Origin of the sequence: Buttiauxella selenatireducens (genome assembly GCF_031432975.1) — a bacterium.
Classification (GTDB): domain Bacteria; phylum Pseudomonadota; class Gammaproteobacteria; order Enterobacterales; family Enterobacteriaceae; genus Buttiauxella; species Buttiauxella selenatireducens.
The window spans coordinates 5029573-5050762 of record NZ_CP133838.1; the positions used below are offsets into that span (position 1 = coordinate 5029573).

Sequence of the window (21190 nt, forward strand, 5' to 3'; positions counted from 1 at the left end):
GGGGCCTTAGCCCCATTTTTTATTAATCATCACTGTCGGTGTAGTCTTCAACTGCGTCCGCCTGTGGTTTTCCACCGGAGAGAGTATGGAAACGCTTAGGACGCTTGATTCGCGTCATATACTTGCTCCACACACGCTCAGCTTCTGTCACTGGCTCACGTTCGCCACGGCACACAGCAACAAACAGAACTTCTTCTTCGGTACCAGGTTCACGTTTGCCAAGATCCAACTCATTGAACGCATAACCATGACGTTCTAACAGTTGGGCTTCTTTGATGGTGAAATCACCATGGCGAGCGAACCCGCGCGGATAATGTTTATTGTCGAAAAACCGATTAGTCGTCGTAAAGCTTTCCGCCATCCTGCACGCTCCTAATTCTCTTGGTCGAGCTATTTATGGCGCGGAGTATTAGTTACGCTTGACAGAGCGTCAAACAAAACATTTAAATCATAACGACAAAATTTTTTTTGGAGTGAGTCGTGGATACTGAATTACTAAAAACGTTCCTCGAAGTAAGCAGGACTCGTCATTTTGGGCGAGCTGCGGAGGCTCTTTATCTAACACAATCAGCCGTTAGCTTCAGAATTCGCCAATTAGAGAATCAGCTCGGTGTAAATCTTTTTACTCGCCATCGTAATAATATTCGTCTTACTACGGCTGGTGAACGTTTACTGCCTTACGCAGAAAATCTCATGAATATTTGGCTTGCTGCCAAGAAAGAGGTTTCCCACACATCTCAGCACAATGAACTCACGATTGGTGCCAGTGCATCACTTTGGGAATGCATGCTCTCAGAGTGGCTAGTGACGCTCTATCAACAGCATAAAGACATGCAATTTGAAGCACGTATTTCCCAACGACAGTCGTTGGTGAAGCAGCTACATGAGCGGCAGCTTGATCTGCTGATCACAACTGAGTCACCTAAAATGGACGAGTTTTCGAGCCAGTTATTGGGGCATTTCAACCTGGCGCTATTTTCCGCCTCTGCGCAAAACTCTAAGGAAGGATTAACGTATTTACGTCTGGAATGGGGGCCTGATTTCCAGCAGCATGAAGCGGGTCTCATCAGCAATGATGATATTCCCGTTTTGACGACCAGCTCAGCTCAAATTGCTTGTAAGTTATTACCACAGCTCAATGGATGCTCATTTTTGCCTGTGGAATGGGCTAAAAATCGTGAAGGAATTTATCAGGTACCTGATACAACTGCGCTTTCGCGTCCACTGTATGCAATCTGGTTACAAAATAGTGATAAACAAAGCATAATCAAAGAGTTATTAAAGACACCACTCATGGCGCAGTAATGCGCTTTTGTAGTTTTTTGGGGGGAGGTGTGAGGAATTTGGACAAAAAAAATCCTTTGCCGAAGCAAAGGATCATTATATGGCAGGGGCGGAGAGACTCGAACTCGCGACACCCGGTTTTGGAGACCGGTGCTCTACCAACTGAGCTACGCCCCTAAATAACGCTTATTATTAAGCCCGCTAATTTAGCAGGCATAATAATTTTAATAAGTGGCGGAACGGACGGGACTCGAACCCGCGACCCCCTGCGTGACAGGCAGGTATTCTAACCGACTGAACTACCGCTCCACCGAATTTCTTACAACATCAGGGTTACACCCTGATTTATTTCTTGAATTTGGAGCCTGGCAGTTCCCTACTCTCGCATGGGGAGACCCCACACTACCATCGGCGCTACGGCGTTTCACTTCTGAGTTCGGCATGGGGTCAGGTGGGACCACCGCGCTACTGCCGCCAGGCATATTCTGTTTTCATTAACCGTCGCAGTGTTATCTGCAACCATTAACTTAAAATCTTGGAATTAAGCTGAAAATTAAAGTGTCTTTCTCATTATTCTTAAAACACCTTCGGTGTTGTAAGGTTAAGCCTCACGGATCATTAGTACTGGTTAGCTCAACGTATCGCTACGCTTACACACCCAGCCTATCAACGTCGTAGTCTTCAACGTTCCTTCAGGAGACTCAAGGTCTCAGGGAGAATTCATCTCGGGGCAAGTTTCGCGCTTAGATGCTTTCAGCGCTTATCTTTTCCGCATTTAGCTACCGGGCAATGCCATTGGCATGACAACCCGAACACCAGTGATGCGTCCACTCCGGTCCTCTCGTACTAGGAGCAGCCCCCCTCAATTCTCCAGCGCCCACGGCAGATAGGGACCGAACTGTCTCACGACGTTCTAAACCCAGCTCGCGTACCACTTTAAATGGCGAACAGCCATACCCTTGGGACCTACTTCAGCCCCAGGATGTGATGAGCCGACATCGAGGTGCCAAACACCGCCGTCGATATGAACTCTTGGGCGGTATCAGCCTGTTATCCCCGGAGTACCTTTTATCCGTTGAGCGATGGCCCTTCCATTCAGAACCACCGGATCACTAAGACCTGCTTTCGCACCTGCTCGAGCCGTCACTCTCGCAGTCAAGCTAGCTTATGCCTTTGCACTAACCTCACGATGTCCGACCGTGATTAGCTAACCTTCGTGCTCCTCCGTTACGCTTTAGGAGGAGACCGCCCCAGTCAAACTACCCACCAGACACTGTCCGCAACCCGGATCACGGGTCTACGTTAGAACATCAAACATTAAAGGGTGGTATTTCAAGGTTGGCTCCACGCAGACTGGCGTCCACGCTTCAAAGCCTCCCACCTATCCTACACATCAAGGCTCAATGTTCAGTGTCAAGCTATAGTAAAGGTTCACGGGGTCTTTCCGTCTTGCCGCGGGTACACTGCATCTTCACAGCGATTTCAATTTCACTGAGTCTCGGGTGGAGACAGCCTGGCCATCATTACGCCATTCGTGCAGGTCGGAACTTACCCGACAAGGAATTTCGCTACCTTAGGACCGTTATAGTTACGGCCGCCGTTTACCGGGGCTTCGATCAAGAGCTTCTCCTTGCGGATAACCCCATCAATTAACCTTCCGGCACCGGGCAGGCGTCACACCGTATACGTCCACTTTCGTGTTTGCACAGTGCTGTGTTTTTAATAAACAGTTGCAGCCAGCTGGTATCTTCGACTGCCTTCAGCTCCACGAGTAAATCGCTTCACCTACCGACAGCGTGCCTTCTCCCGAAGTTACGGCACCATTTTGCCTAGTTCCTTCACCCGAGTTCTCTCAAGCGCCTTGGTATTCTCTACCTGACCACCTGTGTCGGTTTGGGGTACGATTTGATGTTACCTGATGCTTAGAGGCTTTTCCTGGAAGCAGGGCATTTGTTACTTCAGCACCGTAGTACCTCGTCATCACACCTCAGCGTTAGATAAGAGTCCGGATTTACCTAAACTCTCCGCCTACATGCTTAAACCGGGACAACCGTCGCCCGGCTAACATAGCCTTCTCCGTCCCCCCTTCGCAGTAACACCGAGTACAGGAATATTAACCTGTTTCCCATCGACTACGCCTTTCGGCCTCGCCTTAGGGGTCGACTCACCCTGCCCCGATTAACGTTGGACAGGAACCCTTGGTCTTCCGGCGAGCGGGCTTTTCACCCGCTTTATCGTTACTTATGTCAGCATTCGCACTTCTGATACCTCCACCAGACCTCACAGTCCAGCTTCAACGGCTTACAGAACGCTCCCCTACCCAACAACGCATAAGCGTCGCTGCCGCAGCTTCGGTGCATGGTTTAGCCCCGTTACATCTTCCGCGCAGGCCGACTCGACCAGTGAGCTATTACGCTTTCTTTAAATGATGGCTGCTTCTAAGCCAACATCCTGGCTGTCTGTGCCTTCCCACATCGTTTCCCACTTAACCATGACTTTGGGACCTTAGCTGGCGGTCTGGGTTGTTTCCCTCTTCACGACGGACGTTAGCACCCGCCGTGTGTCTCCCGTGATAACATTCTTCGGTATTCGTAGTTTGCATCGGGTTGGTAAGCCGGGATGGCCCCCTAGCCGAAACAGTGCTCTACCCCCGAAGATGAGTTCACGAGGCGCTACCTAAATAGCTTTCGGGGAGAACCAGCTATCTCCCGGTTTGATTGGCCTTTCACCCCCAGCCACAAGTCATCCGCTAATTTTTCAACATTAGTCGGTTCGGTCCTCCAGTTAGTGTTACCCAACCTTCAACCTGCCCATGGCTAGATCACCGGGTTTCGGGTCTATACCCTGCAACTTAACGCCCAGTTAAGACTCGGTTTCCCTGCGGCTCCCCTATACGGTTAACCTTGCTACAGAATATAAGTCGCTGACCCATTATACAAAAGGTACGCAGTCACCCCATAAAAGAGGCTCCCACTGCTTGTACGTACACGGTTTCAGGTTCTGTTTCACTCCCCTCGCCGGGGTTCTTTTCGCCTTTCCCTCACGGTACTGGTTCACTATCGGTCAGTCAGGAGTATTTAGCCTTGGAGGATGGTCCCCCCATATTCAGACAGGATACCACGTGTCCCGCCCTACTCTTCGAGTTCACAGCAAGTGCATTTTTGTGTACGGGAGTATCACCCTGTACCCTGCGACTTTCCAGACGCTTCCACTAATGCACAAACTGATTCAGACTCTGGGCTGCTCCCCGTTCGCTCGCCGCTACTGGGGGAATCTCGGTTGATTTCTTTTCCTCGGGGTACTTAGATGTTTCAGTTCCCCCGGTTCGCTTCGTTAAGCTATGTATTCACTTAACGATAGTGTGACGAATCACACTGGGTTTCCCCATTCGGAAATCGTCGGTTATAACGGTTCATATCACCTTACCGACGCTTATCGCAGATTAGCACGTCCTTCATCGCCTCTGACTGCCAGGGCATCCACCGTGTACGCTTAGTCGCTTAACCTCACAACCCGAAGATGTCTCGTGAGACACAATCGATGTTGTGAAAATTTGAGAGACTCGAACACACCGATACTTCCTTTCTTATTACGGAGAAAGGAAACAGTGTGTCGTTTCAATTTTCAGCTTGTTCCAGATTTTTAAAGAGCAAATATCTCAAACGTGACTGTTAAGTCAGTTTTGAGATATTGAGTGAGCATGAAATAATGGTGGAGCTAAGCGGGATCGAACCGCTGACCTCCTGCGTGCAAGGCAGGCGCTCTCCCAGCTGAGCTATAGCCCCATCGATTTCGTAAAACCTTTGATTTACCGTGAATTCGTCACTGTTCAAGGCGCAACTTCGCGACGCATAATGAATTATGCGAGCCGGAGGTGCAACGCAGAACAGGGGGGAATTTGGTAGGCCTGAGTGGACTTGAACCACCGACCTCACCCTTATCAGGGGTGCGCTCTAACCACCTGAGCTACAAGCCTATAAGGTTTTACTGCTCGTTTTCTATCAGACAATCTGTGTGAGCACTACGCGGGTTTGTATCTTTCAGGTAAGGAGGTGATCCAACCGCAGGTTCCCCTACGGTTACCTTGTTACGACTTCACCCCAGTCATGAATCACAAAGTGGTAAGCGCCCTCCCGAAGGTTAAGCTACCTACTTCTTTTGCAACCCACTCCCATGGTGTGACGGGCGGTGTGTACAAGGCCCGGGAACGTATTCACCGTAGCATTCTGATCTACGATTACTAGCGATTCCGACTTCACGGAGTCGAGTTGCAGACTCCGATCCGGACTACGACGCACTTTATGAGGTCCGCTTGCTCTCGCGAGGTCGCTTCTCTTTGTATGCGCCATTGTAGCACGTGTGTAGCCCTACTCGTAAGGGCCATGATGACTTGACGTCATCCCCACCTTCCTCCAGTTTATCACTGGCAGTCTCCTTTGAGTTCCCGGCCGAACCGCTGGCAACAAAGGATAAGGGTTGCGCTCGTTGCGGGACTTAACCCAACATTTCACAACACGAGCTGACGACAGCCATGCAGCACCTGTCTCAGAGTTCCCGAAGGCACTAAGCTATCTCTAGCAAATTCTCTGGATGTCAAGAGTAGGTAAGGTTCTTCGCGTTGCATCGAATTAAACCACATGCTCCACCGCTTGTGCGGGCCCCCGTCAATTCATTTGAGTTTTAACCTTGCGGCCGTACTCCCCAGGCGGTCGACTTAACGCGTTAGCTCCGGAAGCCACTCCTCAAGGGAACAACCTCCAAGTCGACATCGTTTACGGCGTGGACTACCAGGGTATCTAATCCTGTTTGCTCCCCACGCTTTCGCACCTGAGCGTCAGTCTTTGTCCAGGGGGCCGCCTTCGCCACCGGTATTCCTCCAGATCTCTACGCATTTCACCGCTACACCTGGAATTCTACCCCCCTCTACAAGACTCAAGCTTGCCAGTTTCAAATGCAGTTCCCAGGTTGAGCCCGGGGATTTCACATCTGACTTAACAAACCGCCTGCGTGCGCTTTACGCCCAGTAATTCCGATTAACGCTTGCACCCTCCGTATTACCGCGGCTGCTGGCACGGAGTTAGCCGGTGCTTCTTCTGCGAGTAACGTCAATCACTGCGGTTATTAACCACAATGCCTTCCTCCTCGCTGAAAGTACTTTACAACCCGAAGGCCTTCTTCATACACGCGGCATGGCTGCATCAGGCTTGCGCCCATTGTGCAATATTCCCCACTGCTGCCTCCCGTAGGAGTCTGGACCGTGTCTCAGTTCCAGTGTGGCTGGTCATCCTCTCAGACCAGCTAGGGATCGTCGCCTAGGTGAGCCATTACCCCACCTACTAGCTAATCCCATCTGGGCACATCTGATGGCATGAGGCCCGAAGGTCCCCCACTTTGGTCCGAAGACGTTATGCGGTATTAGCTACCGTTTCCAGTAGTTATCCCCCTCCATCAGGCAGTTTCCCAGACATTACTCACCCGTCCGCCGCTCGTCACCCAAGGAGCAAGCTCCTCTGTGCTACCGCTCGACTTGCATGTGTTAGGCCTGCCGCCAGCGTTCAATCTGAGCCATGATCAAACTCTTCAATTAAAAGCTTGATTTGCTTCAACTCGTGAAGCGGTGCTCAAAAATTAACTTTCGTAATAATTCAACTAAATGAATTACTGCTTGGTCACTCTTCAAGACTTGATATTTTTTTGATACCCGAAGGTATCTGAGATATCAATCCTGCGAGTGCCCACACAGATTGTCTGATAAATTGTTAAAGAGCAGTGAGTTACGCGCTTTCGCTTGCTAACTCGAGGTGGCGTATATTACGCTTTCCTCTTTCAGAGTCAAGCGTTTATTTTCGCTTTTCATCTGACTGACGGGCCGGTTTGTAAGCCGTTGTGCCGTGTCAGTGGAGGCGCAGTATAGGGATTTTCTGGAAGCTGACAACCCCTATTTTCAATTTTTATTTCAACCGTCGCTTTTTTATTCAAAATCGTCGCAAACAGCCAGTTTTTCTAGCCTTGGGAAGCCATAACGCTGCAAAACGGGTGCTAATTGTGCAATCTCAGGAGTTAACCCCATGCAGAATGCAATATTCTCATCCGCAGATGTTGCATTCGGAGATTCATGCTCCAGAAGCCATACCGTACGGCGAGCAATCGCAGCACCTGAATCTATCAACCTGGTACCTTCAGGAAGAACTTGCAGCAACTCTTCTTCTAATAGAGGGAAATGGGTGCAACCTAATACAACAGTATCTGGCGGCTCCTTCATTCGTAGCCACGGGCGAAGAATCTTGCGCAGCTCCTCAAGGTCAACAGGCTGACCGTGTAACTTGGCCTCTGCTAATTCCACCAACTCTGCCGAGCCGAGCATTTCGATTCTGCATTCCGAAGCAAAGCGCGCGACCAGCTCATGAGTATAAGGACGGCGAACCGTACCGCGAGTCGCCAGCAATCCGACAACACCATTGGTCGTCAGACGGGCAGCAGGTTTAATCGCAGGAACGACACCAACAACCGGGAAAGCGAATTTTTCACGAAGAGCAGGAAGCGAAACGGTACTCGCCGTATTACAGGCGATGATGGCGAGCGCGAGTGGATAACGTTCCTGAACAGCGGTAACAATTTCCACTACGCGTTCAACAATGAATTCTTCGCTTTTCTCACCGTAGGGAAATGCTACGTTATCGAAAGCATAGATATAGTGCAGGTCAGGCAGAAGTTGCCGGACTTCATCATACACAGAGAGCCCACCGACACCGGAGTCAAAAACCAGTACGGTGGGACGTGTATTAGAAGGTATAGCTGCCAGAGAGGTAGTATTCCCGTCCTGGGGTTTGATAGCCATAAACCGTCTCGTAATCTTTATCGAACAGGTTGGCGATTCTACCACGAACGGTTAACTGTGAGGTGACTGGATATGAAGCCGCAACATCAACTGTGCTGTAACTCGGCAAAATTTGCTGAGTAGGGTTATAAGCTGAGGTGTTGTTGTCATAGCGTTTTCCGTAATACTGCCACGCCACATCCATATCTACGTTAAACATGGTCCAGTCGAGCTGGTACTTTGCCTGGCGCTTGGCGCGACGAGCCAGCACTTCATCATTCTGGTCATCACGTGGGTCCATATACTGCAGCGTTAACTTGTGGGTAAAGATGCCAGTATCAACGCTCCCGGTCCATTCAAGCCCTTTGATGGTCGCAGACTTGATGTTGTCATAAGACCCATCATAGGTGATCGGATCGGAATAGTAGGTAATCAGGTTATCAATCGTGTAGTGATAAGCCGACAGACGCCAGTCCACCGGTCCGGTCAAACCTTCAAGCCCTGCTTCCCATTGTTTAGATTCTTCTGGTTTCAGGTTCGGGTTTGAGTCGATACCAAAACGTGTGGAACCGTACTGTTGCCCCAGTGATGGCGCAAGGAACCCTGTACCGTAAGAAATAGTTGCACGATACCCTTCAACGAACTGCCAACCCGCGGCAGTCTGCCATGTGCCGTGCCAGCCGAATTGTTCGTCATTATCTTCACGACCAGAGGCTTCTAAGGTTACGTCACCAAACTGCTGCTGCCCACTCAGGTACACGCCCGTGTTATCGCGTTTATAGCTATCAGACATCACAGTATCAGACGACGTCAGACGCTGTTGCTGCCAGTCCACCCCAGCACTGATTGAGCCATTCCCAACAAGAAAGTTGTTACCCCATTGGATGTTGCTCTGGGTCATGCGGTCGAGCGTCGTACCATCGTTATAGCGGCCATATACACTGCTATAGTTGTAGTCCTTAACTTTTTGATAGCTCGCCAACAACTGCGTGGAATAGATTCCAGAATGGAAACGCAGACCAGCATCATAATTCTGGTTATAGAGTTGATGCTCATCGGCGCTATACGCTGGTGAATAAGGAGGAGCACCTAAATCATAATCGCTGTTGTTGGTGTAACCGTAGGTACGGAAGAAACCATCAAACTCTTCGCTAAATTTGTGCTCAAGGCCCGCCCAATAGCTTTTACTACGGTAGCCATCGCTGTCGTTATCACCGCTATAAGTCGAGTGTGGCTGAACGTTGAAACCGTTGGTGGATTCATACGCACCAGAGATTGTCGCCACCGTATCACCAAAGCGTTTACGCACAGTACCATCGTACTGCTGGTAGCTATGTGAGCCGACACCTGCATTGATCTGCGATCTCTCTTCATCACTCTGGGTAATGATGTTCACCACACCACCAATCGCACCGGAACCATAAACGGCGGAACGCGGGCCACGAATGTATTCCACTCGCTGCACTAAAGAGATAGGGATTTGGCTGATATCTGAAGAATTAGAAATGCCAGGGCGCGCAAGTGGAACGCCGTCAACCAGCACTAAGACATGGCTGGCGCTCGTCCCACGAACAAACATGGAGGAGCTCTGCCCCAGACCACCGTACTGTACAATATCGACACCCGGTAAACGGCGCATCACATCATTAAGTGATTTTGCCTGCCATTGGTCGATCTCTTCCCGGGTGACAATATCAGTTGGAGCCAGAACAGTATTCACTGGTTGTTGAAAACGGTTAGCCGTTACCACCAGGGTTTCGTCAGAATTGCTGTCTTGCGCCCAGCCTGAAAAAGCCGTTACGGACAGAGCCGTAAGCAGCGAAAGTTTTTTTACCATCATTTTTAATAAGCATCCGCTTTCCAATAAGGATGCCGCAGACATAACCGATAGCACGCGATAGTTATGCAGATTGCGACGTATACCGGTAGGTCTTCGGGCTTGGAGGCGTTTTACTTCCGGATGATGACTTCCCACTTAGTTAAGCAGTGTCTGCATATAGCACTCATCCCACTCTTCCTTACCGCTGCGCGTCAGCCCCAGAATTACACTGGGTTCCCTTTTAACTCATAAAAAAGAGGCCGGAACCGCTATGCTACGATTTTGTTAACAAGTTTGTCTAGAAACATCAAAATGCAACAGCACTGGACATCACGTGCCTATTCCCTACAATCGCCGCGTAGTTTGACTTCATTAACAGGTATGAGCTCATGACCCCCGAACATCTCCCAATTGAACAGTACGACGCGCAACTGGCCGAAAAAGTCGCCCGCTTGCAAAGCATGATGGCCCCTTTTACGGCACCAGCGCCGGAGGTGTTTCGCTCGCCGGTCAGCCATTACCGGATGCGTGCCGAATTCCGCATCTGGCACGATGAAGACGATCTGTACCACATCATGTTTGACCAGCAAACCAAACAGCGTATCCGGGTCAATAGCTTCCCGGCTGCCAGTACGCTTATCAATGCGCTGATGCCTGCAATGCTTGATGGGGTTCGTGACATCCCTGCCCTGCGCCATAAACTTTTCCAGATCGATTATCTGACAACAATGAGCAACCAGGCGGTTGTTTCACTGCTTTATCATCGCAAGCTTGGTGAAGAGTGGCAGCAACATGCCCAGGCGCTGCGCGATAATCTGCGCGCGCAGGGTTTCAACGTTCATTTGATTGGTCGCGCCACCAAAACCAAGATCGAACTGGATCAGGACTTCATTGATGAACGCTTAACCGTTGCCGGTAAAGAGATGATTTATCGCCAGGTTGAGAACAGCTTTACTCAGCCTAACGCAGCGATGAATGTTCATATGCTGGAATGGGCGCTGGATGCGACTCAAGGTTCAAAAGGCGATCTGTTGGAATTGTACTGCGGTAACGGCAACTTCTCGCTGGCTCTGGCGCGTAATTTCAATCAAGTGTTAGCGACGGAAATTGCCAAACCTTCTGTTGCTGCGGCGCAATACAACATTGCCGCTAACCAAATCGATAACGTGCAAATTATCCGCATGGCCGCAGAAGAGTTTACTCAGGCGATGAATGGCGTACGTGAGTTTAACCGCCTGAAAGGTATCGATCTGAAAAGCTATCAGTGCGAAACCATTTTTGTCGATCCTCCTCGCAGTGGCCTGGATGCTGACACCGTGAAAATGGTACAGGCGTATCCGCGCATCCTCTATATTTCCTGCAACCCGCAAACCCTTTGCGAGAACCTGGAAACATTGAGCGAAACCCATAACGTCTCACGCCTGGCGCTATTCGACCAATTCCCGTATACGCACCATATGGAATGCGGCGTGTGGCTAACACGCAAATAGCAAAACGGACGCCTCGGCGTCCGTTTTTGTTTCTTCCTGCGTGATTATTCAGTCACCTGCGTTTTACGCGCACGGACTTTAAACCCAATCCAGAACAACAGAGCAACTGAAAGCACGGATGGCAAGAAGTTAGAGCCAATCGCCGGGTATTCAGCGCGCACAACAGCGCTATACAGCAACACACCCAATACGAAACTCGCGGCGGCAATACTTGGCAAACCAACCGGCATCGTGCGGTTTTGGTAGCGTTGATGCAAACAGTACACGGTCAGCACCAGCGCAATAATGGGGAAAATGGAAAATGGCACAACCGAGCTAAACACCGCGGCAAACGTACCGTTTATCGACAAGCCAGCGATAAACGCTAACCCGAGCGTACCTCTCTCTTGTAACTGTTTCATAGCTCTTCCTTCACTCACTCTTCGGATAAATGAGCCAATGCCATTTTTTCTTGCTCCCGGCGATACCAGTAATACGCACCTTTAGAAATCATGCGCAGCTGAAGCACCAGTCGCTCTTCAAGCTGACGACGCTGATCGGCATCAACGTCCAACGCTTCGGCACCAGCACTAAATACAATAGTTACCATCGCTTCCGCCTGCGCCTCAGTAAAGCTGCGCGGCATGCGGTTTTCGAGTTCCAGATAGTCAGCAAGTTCCGCAATAAAGTGCTGAATTTCACGTGCGACGGCGGCACGGAAAGCCGCTGACGTTCCAGAACGCTCACGCAGCAGTAAACGGAACGCGTTGGGATTATTACCGATAAATTCCATAAATGTTGAGACGGAAGTACGAATTACGCTTCCGCCTTTAGCAATTCGTTGTCGAGCCTGGCGCATTAACTGGCGCAGCATCAGGCCGCTCTCGTCGACCATCGTCAGCCCAAGTTCATCAACGTCACGGAAATGGCGATAAAACGATGTTGGCGCAATACCAGCCTCACGAGCGACCTCGCGCAAACTCAGGCTGGCAAAACTCCGTTCAGCACTTAACTGGCTAAACGCGGCTTCTACCAGAGAACGCCTGGTTCTTTCTTTTTGTTGCGCTCTTACACCCATCATATTGCCTGAATCTCTTAAATCGAAAACGCACTATACCAGAGATTAACTTAACTGGTTTTATACGGGATCGTGAATGATTGTTTACGCGAGCTTCCTCGCGTTACGCAGCAAAAAGCACAACGACAATTGGGTTATCTCGGCGTTGATGTTACCATCGTGTTGCTTTTATGTATAAGAACAGGTAAGCCTTACCATGTCACACACCTACGATTATGACGCAATAGTAATTGGTTCCGGTCCTGGCGGCGAAGGCGCTGCAATGGGGCTGGTGAAACTTGGAGCAAGGGTAGCCGTTGTCGAGCGCTACCATAATGTGGGCGGCGGTTGTACCCACTGGGGAACCATCCCCTCGAAAGCCCTCCGCCACGCAGTCAGCCGCATTATCGAATTTAATCAAAACCCTTTATACAGCGACCACACCCATCTTCTCCGTTCTTCTTTCGCCGACATTCTTAATCACGCCGACAGCGTTATTAACCAACAAACACGCATGCGCCAGAGCTTCTATGAGCGCAACCGCTGCGAGATGTTGCAGGGCGATGCACGTTTTGTCGATGAACACACCATCTCGCTGGAATGCCACGATGGTTCAGTGGAGTTGATCACCGCTGAGAAATTCTTGATAGCTTGCGGCTCGCGGCCTTATCGTCCATCAGAAGTTGATTTCAGCCATCCCCGCGTCTACGACAGCGACTCCATTCTCAATCTGCACCATGAACCGCGCCACGTCATTATTTATGGCGCTGGGGTGATTGGTTGCGAATATGCGTCAATTTTCCGTGGCATGAACGTCAAGGTGGATTTGATTAACACCCGCGATCGCCTGTTGGCGTTTCTCGATCAGGAGATGTCCGACTCGCTCTCTTACCACTTCTGGAATAGCGGCGTCGTCATTCGCCACAACGAAGAGTTCGAGAAAATCGAAGGCGTGGAAGATGGCGTCATTGTTTCGCTGAAGTCCGGCAAAAAAGTGAAAGCTGACTGCCTGCTGTATGCCAACGGACGTACCGGTAATACGGACTCATTGTCACTGGAAAATATCGGGCTGGAAGCAGATGGTCGCGGTCTGTTGAAGGTCAACAGCATGTACCAGACAGCGCAACCGCACATTTATGCCGTGGGCGATGTCATTGGATATCCAAGCCTGGCATCAGCGGCTTACGATCAGGGCCGGATCGCGGCGCAAGCGATGGTTAAAGGCGAAGCGACGGCTCATTTGATTGAAGATATTCCAACCGGTATTTACACCATTCCAGAAATCAGTTCCGTCGGGAAAACTGAACAACAGCTGACCTCGATGAAAGTGCCGTACGAGGTGGGCCGTGCGCAGTTCAAGCACCTGGCTCGCGCGCAAATTGTAGGCATGAATGTGGGTACGCTAAAAATTCTCTTCCATCGCGAGACGAAAGAGATTTTAGGTATTCACTGCTTCGGTGAACGCGCGGCTGAAATTATTCACATCGGCCAGGCGATTATGGAGCAGAAAGGTGGCGGTAACACGATCGAATACTTTGTTAACACCACCTTCAACTACCCGACTATGGCGGAAGCCTATCGGGTTGCGGCACTAAACGGCCTGAACCGCTTGTTTTAACGCTGGCTCAAAATGGCCATCCATGTGCGTACGGATGGCCTCTGCGAGCTGCTCATAGCGACCGCGCAGCGGAGAACCCGGACGATAAACCAGGCCGATTGTACGGCGCGGTTCTGGTTTATAACACGGCAGATAGACGACACCATCACGGCAGCGCTCATTCGGCACAGCCAGTGCGGGTAACAAGGTAATTCCGCTCCCTGCCGCAACCATGTTACGCAGCGTTTCAAGGCTGGTTGCGCGGAAATGCGTATCTTCATCGGCGCCCGCTTCAAAGCAGAAACCCAGTGCCTGATCGCGCAGGCAATGTCCATCTTCCAGCATTAAAAGCTTTTCACCCGCAAGATCCGACAATGGCACGCGATCGCGCTCTGCCCATGGATGATCCTGGTAAATCGCCAACTTCATCGGCTCGTCGAATAACGGTACTTCGATAAACGCTTCACTCTCTTTCACCAGAGCCAGAATCGCACAATCAAGCTTGCCGCTATCAAGCTGCGCGAGCAGTTGATGGGTTTGCGCTTCGTGAAGGTACATTTCTAGTTTGGGGAAGGTTTTATGCAGCATCGGGATAATCTGCGGTAACAGATATGGCCCAACGGTTGGGATCAACCCAATGTGCAACGGTCCGGACATCGCTTCGCCTTGTTGGCTCGCCATCTCTTTCAGGACTTTCACTTCACGCAGCACTGTACGAGCCTGATCCACTAACAGTAAACCCGCTTGAGTGAACAACACTTTTCGGCTGGTGCGCTCAAGCAACATGACACCGAGTTCATCTTCAAGTTTACGAATCTGGCCGCTCAGCGTTGGCTGACTGACATGGCAGGCATCCGCTGCCCGACGAAAGTGGCGATGTTCAGACAACGCCACCAGATATTCAAGATCACGAATATTCATTCTCTATCCTCCGTCGCCATGATAGCCCATGGCGATAGAAATCATAGCAACGAACGATTATCCCTATCAACTATTGATGGTAAATAATAGCCAGCAACAGCACAAACCATCCATGACCGTGGTTTTGTTGTAGAGACAACCCCGAAAACCTAAATAAGTACTGAAGCCAACGTGAGTTATTTAGCGGACAATATGTCCGCTTTTTTTTATCCGTTATAAACAAAAAAACCTGGCACCAGGCCAGGTTCTTCCGTTTGAAAACGATTTTAACCCAGACGCTGCTTCGCGTCGGCAATCGCCTGTGCTACCTGCTGTGGAGACACGCCGCCTTTTGCTGCGCGCTTATCCAGGCAAGATTGCAGTGACAAAATGGGATAAACATCATCACCAATCGTCGCGCTAAATTTCTGCAAATCAGCGAGTGACAATGCTTCCAGCGCTTTGCCCTGACGAATCGCTTCCACCACAGCCTCACCCACGATATGGTGCGCTTCGCGGAATGGTACGCCTTTCGCGACCAGGTAATCAGCCAGCTCCGTTGCGTTGGCATAACCCTGCTCGGCGGCTTCTTTACAGCGCGGACGTTTAACCTGAATACCATCCAGCACCAGCACCGACATATGCAGGCAATCCATCCAGGTATCGAGTGCGTCGAACAAGCCCTCTTTGTCTTCCTGCATGTCTTTGTTATACGCCAGCGGCAGCCCTTTCAGAGTCATCATCATGCCCGTCAGCGCACCCTGCACACGGCCACATTTGCCACGGATAAGTTCCAGCGCATCCGGATTTTTCTTCTGTGGCATCAGGGAAGAACCCGATGTCACACGGTCAGACAGCTCAACAAAGCCTGCTTCACCGGTGTTAAAGAAAATCAGATCTTCAGCAAAACGCGACAAGTGCACCATACCGATGGACGCATCTGAAAGCAGTTCCAGCACGTGATCGCGGTCAGACACGCTGTCCAGACTGTTACGTGTTGCCGAGGCAAAACCTAACCAGCCCGCCAGTTGCTCACGGTCAATTTCATAGGCAGTGCCCGCCAGTGCGCCGCTACCCAGAGGGCTGACATCCAGACGCTCGAGCGTGCTCTGCAAACGGCTTTCGTCACGCGCCAGCATTTCTACATACGCCAGACACCAGTGTGCAAAAGTCACAGGCTGGGCACGCTGCAAGTGCGTATAGCCCGGCATCACCGCATCTTGATTGTGTTCTGCAGTCTCAATCAGCGCCTGTTGCAGTTGGCGAGTCGCCCCCAGAAGTTCGCTGATTTGCATTTTGCACCACAGTTTAAGGTCAGTGGCGACCTGGTCATTACGGCTACGACCCGTGTGGAGTTTTTTACCAAGCTGACCGACTTTATCGATGAGTTTGCCTTCCACCCAGCTGTGAATATCTTCCGCATCGCTTTCAAGAATCGCCTGCGGATTAGCCTGAACCTCTTCAAGCAAGAAACTCAGCGCTTGCTCAAGTTCCTGTTGCTCAGCAACCGTCAGAACACCAACCGTGACCAGCGCTTTGGACCAGGCGACAGAACCAACAATGTCAAACTCCGCCAGTCGATAGTCAAAGCGTAATGAATCATTGAACGATTTGAACCGCTGATCTGCTGCCTGAGTAAAACGTCCACCCCAAAGTGCCATATTGATGCTCCATAAAATTATCATCTTGTCCCCCTCACCCCGACCCTCTCCCAAAGGAGAGGGAGAAAAGAAAGTCCCCTCTCCTGGGGGAGAGGGTTAGGGTGAGGGCAATTATTTAAACTATTACTTCTTCAGCTCGTTCAATGCACGAATACGTGACGACAGCGAGAACAGACGGATGAAGCCGCCCGCGTGGCTGTGGTCATACACTTCATCTTCACCGAAGGTGGCGAACTCTTCGCTGTACAGGCTGTTCGGAGATTTTTTCTGCAACGCCGTTACCTGACCTTTATAAAGCTCCAGTACGACTTCACCGTTCACTTCTTCTGCCAGTGACTCAGCTGATGCCTGCAAAGATTTACGCAGCGGTGCAAACCAACGGCCATCGTAAACCACGTAGGACATTTCCAGGCCCAGTTGCTCACGCCATTTGAAGCTATCACGATCCAGAACCAACTGCTCAACACCACGCAGTGCAGCCATCATGATGGTGCCTCCTGGGGTTTCGTAGCAGCCGCGGGATTTAATCCCTACCAGACGGTTTTCTACGATATCAATACGACCGATGCCGTGTTTAGAACCGATCTTGTTCAGCGTTTCCAGGCACTGGAATGGCGTCATGGTTTCGCCATTCACCGCAACGACTTTGCCCTGCTTAACAGTTACAGTGACTTGCTCTGCTTGATCTGGTGCTTCTTTAGGATCAACCGTCCAGACCCAGCAATCTTTGTTCGGTGCATTCCACGGGCTTTCCAGCACGCCGCCTTCGGTCGAGATGTGCCAAGCGTTTTCGTCACGGCTGTAGATTTTCTCTAGTGAAGCGGTGGTCGGGATATCACGCTCTTTCAGGTAATCCAGCAGTGCTTCACGGGAACGCAGGTCCCACTCACGCCATGGCGCAACCACTTTCAGATGTGGCGCCAGAGCCGCCCACGCAGATTCAAAACGTACCTGGTCGTTACCTTTACCGGTCGCGCCGTGACACAGGGCATCTGCGCCGACTTTATTCGCTACATCAACCAGTGCTTTAGCAATCAATGGACGCGCCATAGACGTACCCAGCAGGTAGCTGCCTTCGTACAGTGCGCCAGTTTGCAATACTGGATAAACGTAATCGCTGATGAATTCTTCACGCGCATCCACGACATAGCACTCAGTGGCGCCAGAGCGCAGTGCCTTTTGTTCCACGCCTTTCAGGTCTTCGCGATCCTGGCCAATATCCACCACACACGCGACCACTTCACAGCCGCCGTAGTTTTCTTTCAGCCATGGAATGATGGCAGAAGTATCAAGGCCGCCAGAGTATGCGAGAACGATTTTTTTGATGCCGTGATTTTGCATTGTCTTATCCTTCAAAAACTTAATTTTAAACTAGGCCAGAATACGGGTGCCAATGGCCACACCGTTAAACAAAGAAGGTAACTGCTCCGCGTGACGCCAGGACGCGATGTCCACAGGGCGACCCAGCGTGCGGGCTGCATCCAGCGCCGCGTTGACTTTAACAATCATGCCGTCGGTAATAATGCCTTGAGCGATTAACTGCTCCGCTTTTGCCGCCGTCATTTCTGCAATACGCTGCCCTTTGCCATCAAGAATGCCGCTGACGTCGGACAACAGAATGAGATCGGCACCCAGTGTTGCCGCCAGCGCCGTAGCCGCCTGGTCAGCATTTACGTTCATCAACTCGCCTTCAGCAGTCACGCCAATAGAGCTGACAATCGGCAGGAAGCCAGAATCCAAAAGCGTGGTAATCAGCTTAGCTGAACCTGGTTTTGCCAGGCCTACATGGCCCAGTTCTTCGTCGAGTCTGGAAACCGTTACGCTATCGCCATCGCCGAGGCAAAGACCGACACCATTGATGTCATGTTTTTTTGCCCACGCCAACAATGTTTTGTTCGCCGTTCCCGCCAACGCACCGGTAATAATGTCAATCTGGTCAGCAGGAGTCACACGCAGGCCATTTTTCTTGATAACCGGTAAGGAGAGCTTTTTCATCAGCTCATCGACCACGCAGCCGCCGCCGTGAACAATCACCAGTGGACGTTGATGAGACTGACGATAGTTCACCAGCGCAGTAAACAGACGCTCCAGCGCTTCTTCGCTATCCAGCAGCACGCCACCTAATTTGATAATTAATGGATTCATCATGTCACCCAACTACCGGTTAAATAAGAGACTGCGTTTCGGCAAAGCCAAAACGAATATTCAGACACTGCACAGCCTGAGCCGACGCGCCTTTAAGAAGATTATCTTCAGTTGCGACGACAATCAGATGCTCGCCTTGCACTGCGAAACCAATATCGCAGAACGGCAGGCCAACCACGTTTTTCAGTGCCGGCACGCCTTTGTCATACAGGCGCACTAACGGTTTATCTTGATAAGCTTGATTAAACACCTCAGCGACTTGCTGCTGAGTTACCCCTGCTTTCAGACGGCAGGTAATGGTCGCCAGGATCCCACGCGGGAAATTGCCCAAGTGCGGGGTGAAAATCACTGGAGTACCAAGGTGGCTGACAATTTCTGGATGATGGCGATGGTTAAAAATGCCATACGGTTGCAGACTCACTTCGCAAAAGCTGTTGGAAATCGCAGCCTTACGCCCAGCGCCGCTAACACCGCTGGTTGCGTTGATCACAGGCCATTGGTTCAAATCCAGCAGTCCGGCATCAATCAGAGGTTTTAACGCCAGTTGAGATGCGGTGGGATAACAGCCAGGAACCGAGATCAAACTGGTTTCTTTAATGTTGTCGCTCTGCCATTCCGCCAGACCATAAACTGCCTGTTCCAGCAATTCAGGATGCTGATGCGTAAAGCCGTAGAAAAGTTGATAAAACTTGGCGTCGTTAACGCGGAAGGCGCCAGAAAGGTCGATAACAACACAGCCTTTCGCCAGAAACTGCGGTGCCAGGTCATGGCTGACTTCATGGGCAGTTGCGAGAAACACGACATCTACACCGTCGGTAAATTCGCTGATATCCGACATTGGCTGTAACGGCATATCAACGATACCTTTTAATTGCGGGTGCAAATCAGATATCAATTTTCCTGCGTCATTACTTTGCGCTGAAACCGTCAAAGCGGTTATGTTCATATGAGGATGGCGATTCAAATAGTTCACAAGCTCTGCGCCTGCATAACCGCTGGCACCAACAATCAGCGTATTCAACATCTCGGCTGTACACCTTCTTAGGTTGTGTCTGCTAAAGGTGTCAGCTGGAAAGCCATCACCCAACGTACAATTACGTGGTTCAATCCACCGGAACCAGGGGTTCCATCGCGGCAGGTAATAATGTATTTTTATTCAATATTACTGCATGATTATGTATACCAACCTGAGCTAAGGCCTGTCAACAGTGAAGATGAAATTACCTCCTTTTATCGAGATTTACCGCGCATTGATCGCTACCCCTTCCATCAGCGCTACCGACAGCGCGTTGGATCAGAGTAATGAGTCTTTAATCAATTTGCTGGCGGGATGGTTCCGCGACATTGGATTTAACGTCGAAATACAACCGGTGCCGGGTACGCGCAATAAATTCAACATGCTGGCGAGTACCGGTAGCGGTGCCGGTGGGCTACTGCTGGCGGGTCATACCGATACCGTGCCGTTTGACGATGGCCGCTGGACACGCGATCCCTTCACGCTGACCGAGCATGAAAATAAACTGTACGGCCTCGGTACTGCGGATATGAAAGGCTTCTTCGCCTTTATTCTTGACGCGCTGCGTGATGTGGATGTCACCGCGCTTAAAAAACCACTCTACATTCTGGCGACCGCCGATGAAGAAACGACGATGGCAGGTGCACGTTATTTCTCTGAAACCACGCATATTCGCCCAGACTGCGCCATCATCGGCGAACCAACATCTTTACAGCCAGTGCGCGCCCACAAAGGCCACATTTCAAATGCTATCCGCATACTTGGACAATCTGGCCACTCGAGCGATCCGGCTCGTGGTGTGAACGCAATCGAACTGATGCACGACGCAATCGGCCATATCATGTCGCTGAAGAACACGTTGAAAGAGCGTTATCACCATGACGCCTTCACTGTGCCTTATCCCACGCTGAACCTCGGGCACATTAACGGTGGCGATGCCGCCAACCGTATTTGTGCCTGTTGTGAATTGCATATGGATATTCGCCCACTGCCTGGGCTGACGTTAAATGATCTTAATGGTTTGCTAAATGAAGCATTAGAGCCCGTGAGCCAGAAATGGCCGGGTCGTTTGACGATTTCTGAACTGCACCCGCCGATTCCAGGCTACGAATGCGCCAAAGATCACCAGTTAGTGCAAGTGGTCGAGAAATTACTGGGCGCGCAAACCGAGGTCGTGAACTACTGCACCGAAGCGCCATTTATTCAGACGATTTGCCCAACGCTGGTTCTGGGGCCGGGCTCAATCAATCAGGCCCACCAGCCAGATGAATACATAGAAACGCGTTTTATCGAACCCACTCGCAAACTCATCACGCAAGTCGTGCATCATTTTTGCTGGCATTGAAAAATAGCGTTTATGGGGGTTTTGCCCCCTTTTTAAGCTACTTTTTAGCGGATCCTCATAAGAAATGCTTATCCACGAAGT

14 protein-coding genes, 4 tRNA genes, 3 rRNA genes and 1 riboswitch are annotated in these 21190 nt (G+C 50.7%); of the genes, 4 read left to right on the forward strand and 17 right to left on the reverse strand.

The annotated features are described in order from the left end of the window. Nucleotides 1–22: 22 nt before the first annotated feature. On the reverse strand, nt 23–361 hold the full coding sequence (locus RHD99_RS23075) for a MaoP family protein (RefSeq protein ID WP_064541626.1): 339 nt from the start codon (nt 359–361) through the stop codon (nt 23–25). A 119-nt stretch (nt 362–480) separates the two neighbouring features. Between RHD99_RS23075 and hdfR the strand changes: the two genes are divergently transcribed. After that, on the forward strand, nt 481–1305 hold the full coding sequence (hdfR, locus tag RHD99_RS23080; protein ID WP_309876870.1) for an HTH-type transcriptional regulator HdfR: 825 nt from the start codon (nt 481–483) through the stop codon (nt 1303–1305). A gap of 80 nt (nt 1306–1385) precedes the next feature. Here the strand turns inward: hdfR and RHD99_RS23085 are convergent. The 9 genes from RHD99_RS23085 to btuB form a co-directional block, all read right to left on the reverse strand. Continuing rightward, nucleotides 1386–1461: transfer RNA gene (locus tag RHD99_RS23085), tRNA-Trp, on the reverse strand. Nucleotides 1462–1516: 55 nt separating this feature from the next. After that, a tRNA-Asp gene (locus tag RHD99_RS23090) sits at nt 1517–1593 on the reverse strand. 54 nt (nt 1594–1647) lie between these two features. After that, a 5S ribosomal RNA gene (rrf, locus tag RHD99_RS23095) occupies nt 1648–1763 on the reverse strand. Nucleotides 1764–1881: 118 nt separating this feature from the next. After that, a 23S ribosomal RNA gene (locus RHD99_RS23100) occupies nt 1882–4790 on the reverse strand. A 203-nt stretch (nt 4791–4993) separates the two neighbouring features. Further along, nucleotides 4994–5069: transfer RNA gene (locus RHD99_RS23105), tRNA-Ala, on the reverse strand. A 114-nt stretch (nt 5070–5183) separates the two neighbouring features. Next, nucleotides 5184–5260: transfer RNA gene (locus RHD99_RS23110), tRNA-Ile, on the reverse strand. A 69-nt stretch (nt 5261–5329) separates the two neighbouring features. After that, nucleotides 5330–6871 (reverse strand): 16S ribosomal RNA (locus tag RHD99_RS23115). The 16S, 23S and 5S rRNA genes sit together here with 4 tRNA genes alongside, the layout of an rRNA operon. Nucleotides 6872–7255: 384 nt before the next feature. Continuing rightward, complete coding sequence (gene murI, locus RHD99_RS23120) at nt 7256–8122, reverse strand: glutamate racemase (protein WP_183272868.1); 867 nt, start codon at nt 8120–8122, stop codon at nt 7256–7258. Beyond that, nucleotides 8067–9938, reverse strand: a complete 1872-nt coding sequence (gene btuB / locus RHD99_RS23125) for a TonB-dependent vitamin B12 receptor BtuB (RefSeq protein ID WP_309879251.1) — start codon at nt 9936–9938, stop codon at nt 8067–8069. The genes murI and btuB overlap by 56 nt, the downstream gene beginning before the upstream one ends. Before the next feature lie 70 nt (nt 9939–10008). Continuing rightward, nucleotides 10009–10200, reverse strand: a riboswitch (cobalamin riboswitch). Between the two features lie 109 nt (nt 10201–10309). Here btuB and trmA point away from each other — a divergent pair. Next, complete coding sequence (gene trmA / locus RHD99_RS23130; protein ID WP_183272869.1) at nt 10310–11410, forward strand: tRNA (uridine(54)-C5)-methyltransferase TrmA; 1101 nt, start codon at nt 10310–10312, stop codon at nt 11408–11410. A 44-nt stretch (nt 11411–11454) separates the two neighbouring features. On the opposite strand, the gene RHD99_RS23135 is transcribed toward trmA, so the two are convergent. Continuing rightward, entirely contained in the window at nt 11455–11811 is a 357-nt protein-coding gene (locus RHD99_RS23135) for a YijD family membrane protein (RefSeq protein ID WP_183272870.1), read from the reverse strand. A gap of 14 nt (nt 11812–11825) precedes the next feature. Next, on the reverse strand, nt 11826–12467 hold the full coding sequence (gene fabR, locus RHD99_RS23140; RefSeq protein WP_183272967.1) for an HTH-type transcriptional repressor FabR: 642 nt from the start codon (nt 12465–12467) through the stop codon (nt 11826–11828). Between the two features lie 196 nt (nt 12468–12663). On the opposite strand from fabR, the gene sthA reads away from it, so the two are divergent. Then, nucleotides 12664–14064, forward strand: coding sequence for a Si-specific NAD(P)(+) transhydrogenase (gene sthA / locus RHD99_RS23145; RefSeq protein WP_183272871.1), 1401 nt, complete (start codon nt 12664–12666; stop codon nt 14062–14064). On the opposite strand, the gene oxyR is transcribed toward sthA, so the two are convergent. From oxyR to argC, 5 genes are all read right to left on the reverse strand, one after another. Further along, complete coding sequence (gene oxyR / locus RHD99_RS23150; protein WP_183272872.1) at nt 14038–14964, reverse strand: DNA-binding transcriptional regulator OxyR; 927 nt, start codon at nt 14962–14964, stop codon at nt 14038–14040. The two genes, sthA and oxyR, sit on opposite strands and share 27 nt — an antisense overlap. Nucleotides 14965–15230: 266 nt before the next feature. Further along, nucleotides 15231–16604, reverse strand: a complete 1374-nt coding sequence (gene argH / locus RHD99_RS23155; RefSeq protein WP_309879253.1) for an argininosuccinate lyase — start codon at nt 16602–16604, stop codon at nt 15231–15233. A 123-nt stretch (nt 16605–16727) separates the two neighbouring features. Beyond that, nucleotides 16728–17945, reverse strand: coding sequence for an argininosuccinate synthase (locus tag RHD99_RS23160; protein WP_309876871.1), 1218 nt, complete (start codon nt 17943–17945; stop codon nt 16728–16730). Nucleotides 17946–17975: 30 nt separating this feature from the next. Next, a complete protein-coding gene (gene argB, locus RHD99_RS23165; protein WP_309876872.1) occupies nt 17976–18752 on the reverse strand; it encodes an acetylglutamate kinase in 777 nt (258 codons plus the stop codon). A 16-nt stretch (nt 18753–18768) separates the two neighbouring features. Then, on the reverse strand, nt 18769–19773 hold the full coding sequence (argC, locus tag RHD99_RS23170; RefSeq protein ID WP_309876873.1) for an N-acetyl-gamma-glutamyl-phosphate reductase: 1005 nt from the start codon (nt 19771–19773) through the stop codon (nt 18769–18771). 184 nt (nt 19774–19957) lie between these two features. Between argC and argE the strand changes: the two genes are divergently transcribed. Beyond that, on the forward strand, nt 19958–21109 hold the full coding sequence (gene argE / locus RHD99_RS23175; protein WP_183272877.1) for an acetylornithine deacetylase: 1152 nt from the start codon (nt 19958–19960) through the stop codon (nt 21107–21109). Nucleotides 21110–21190: the final 81 nt, after the last annotated feature.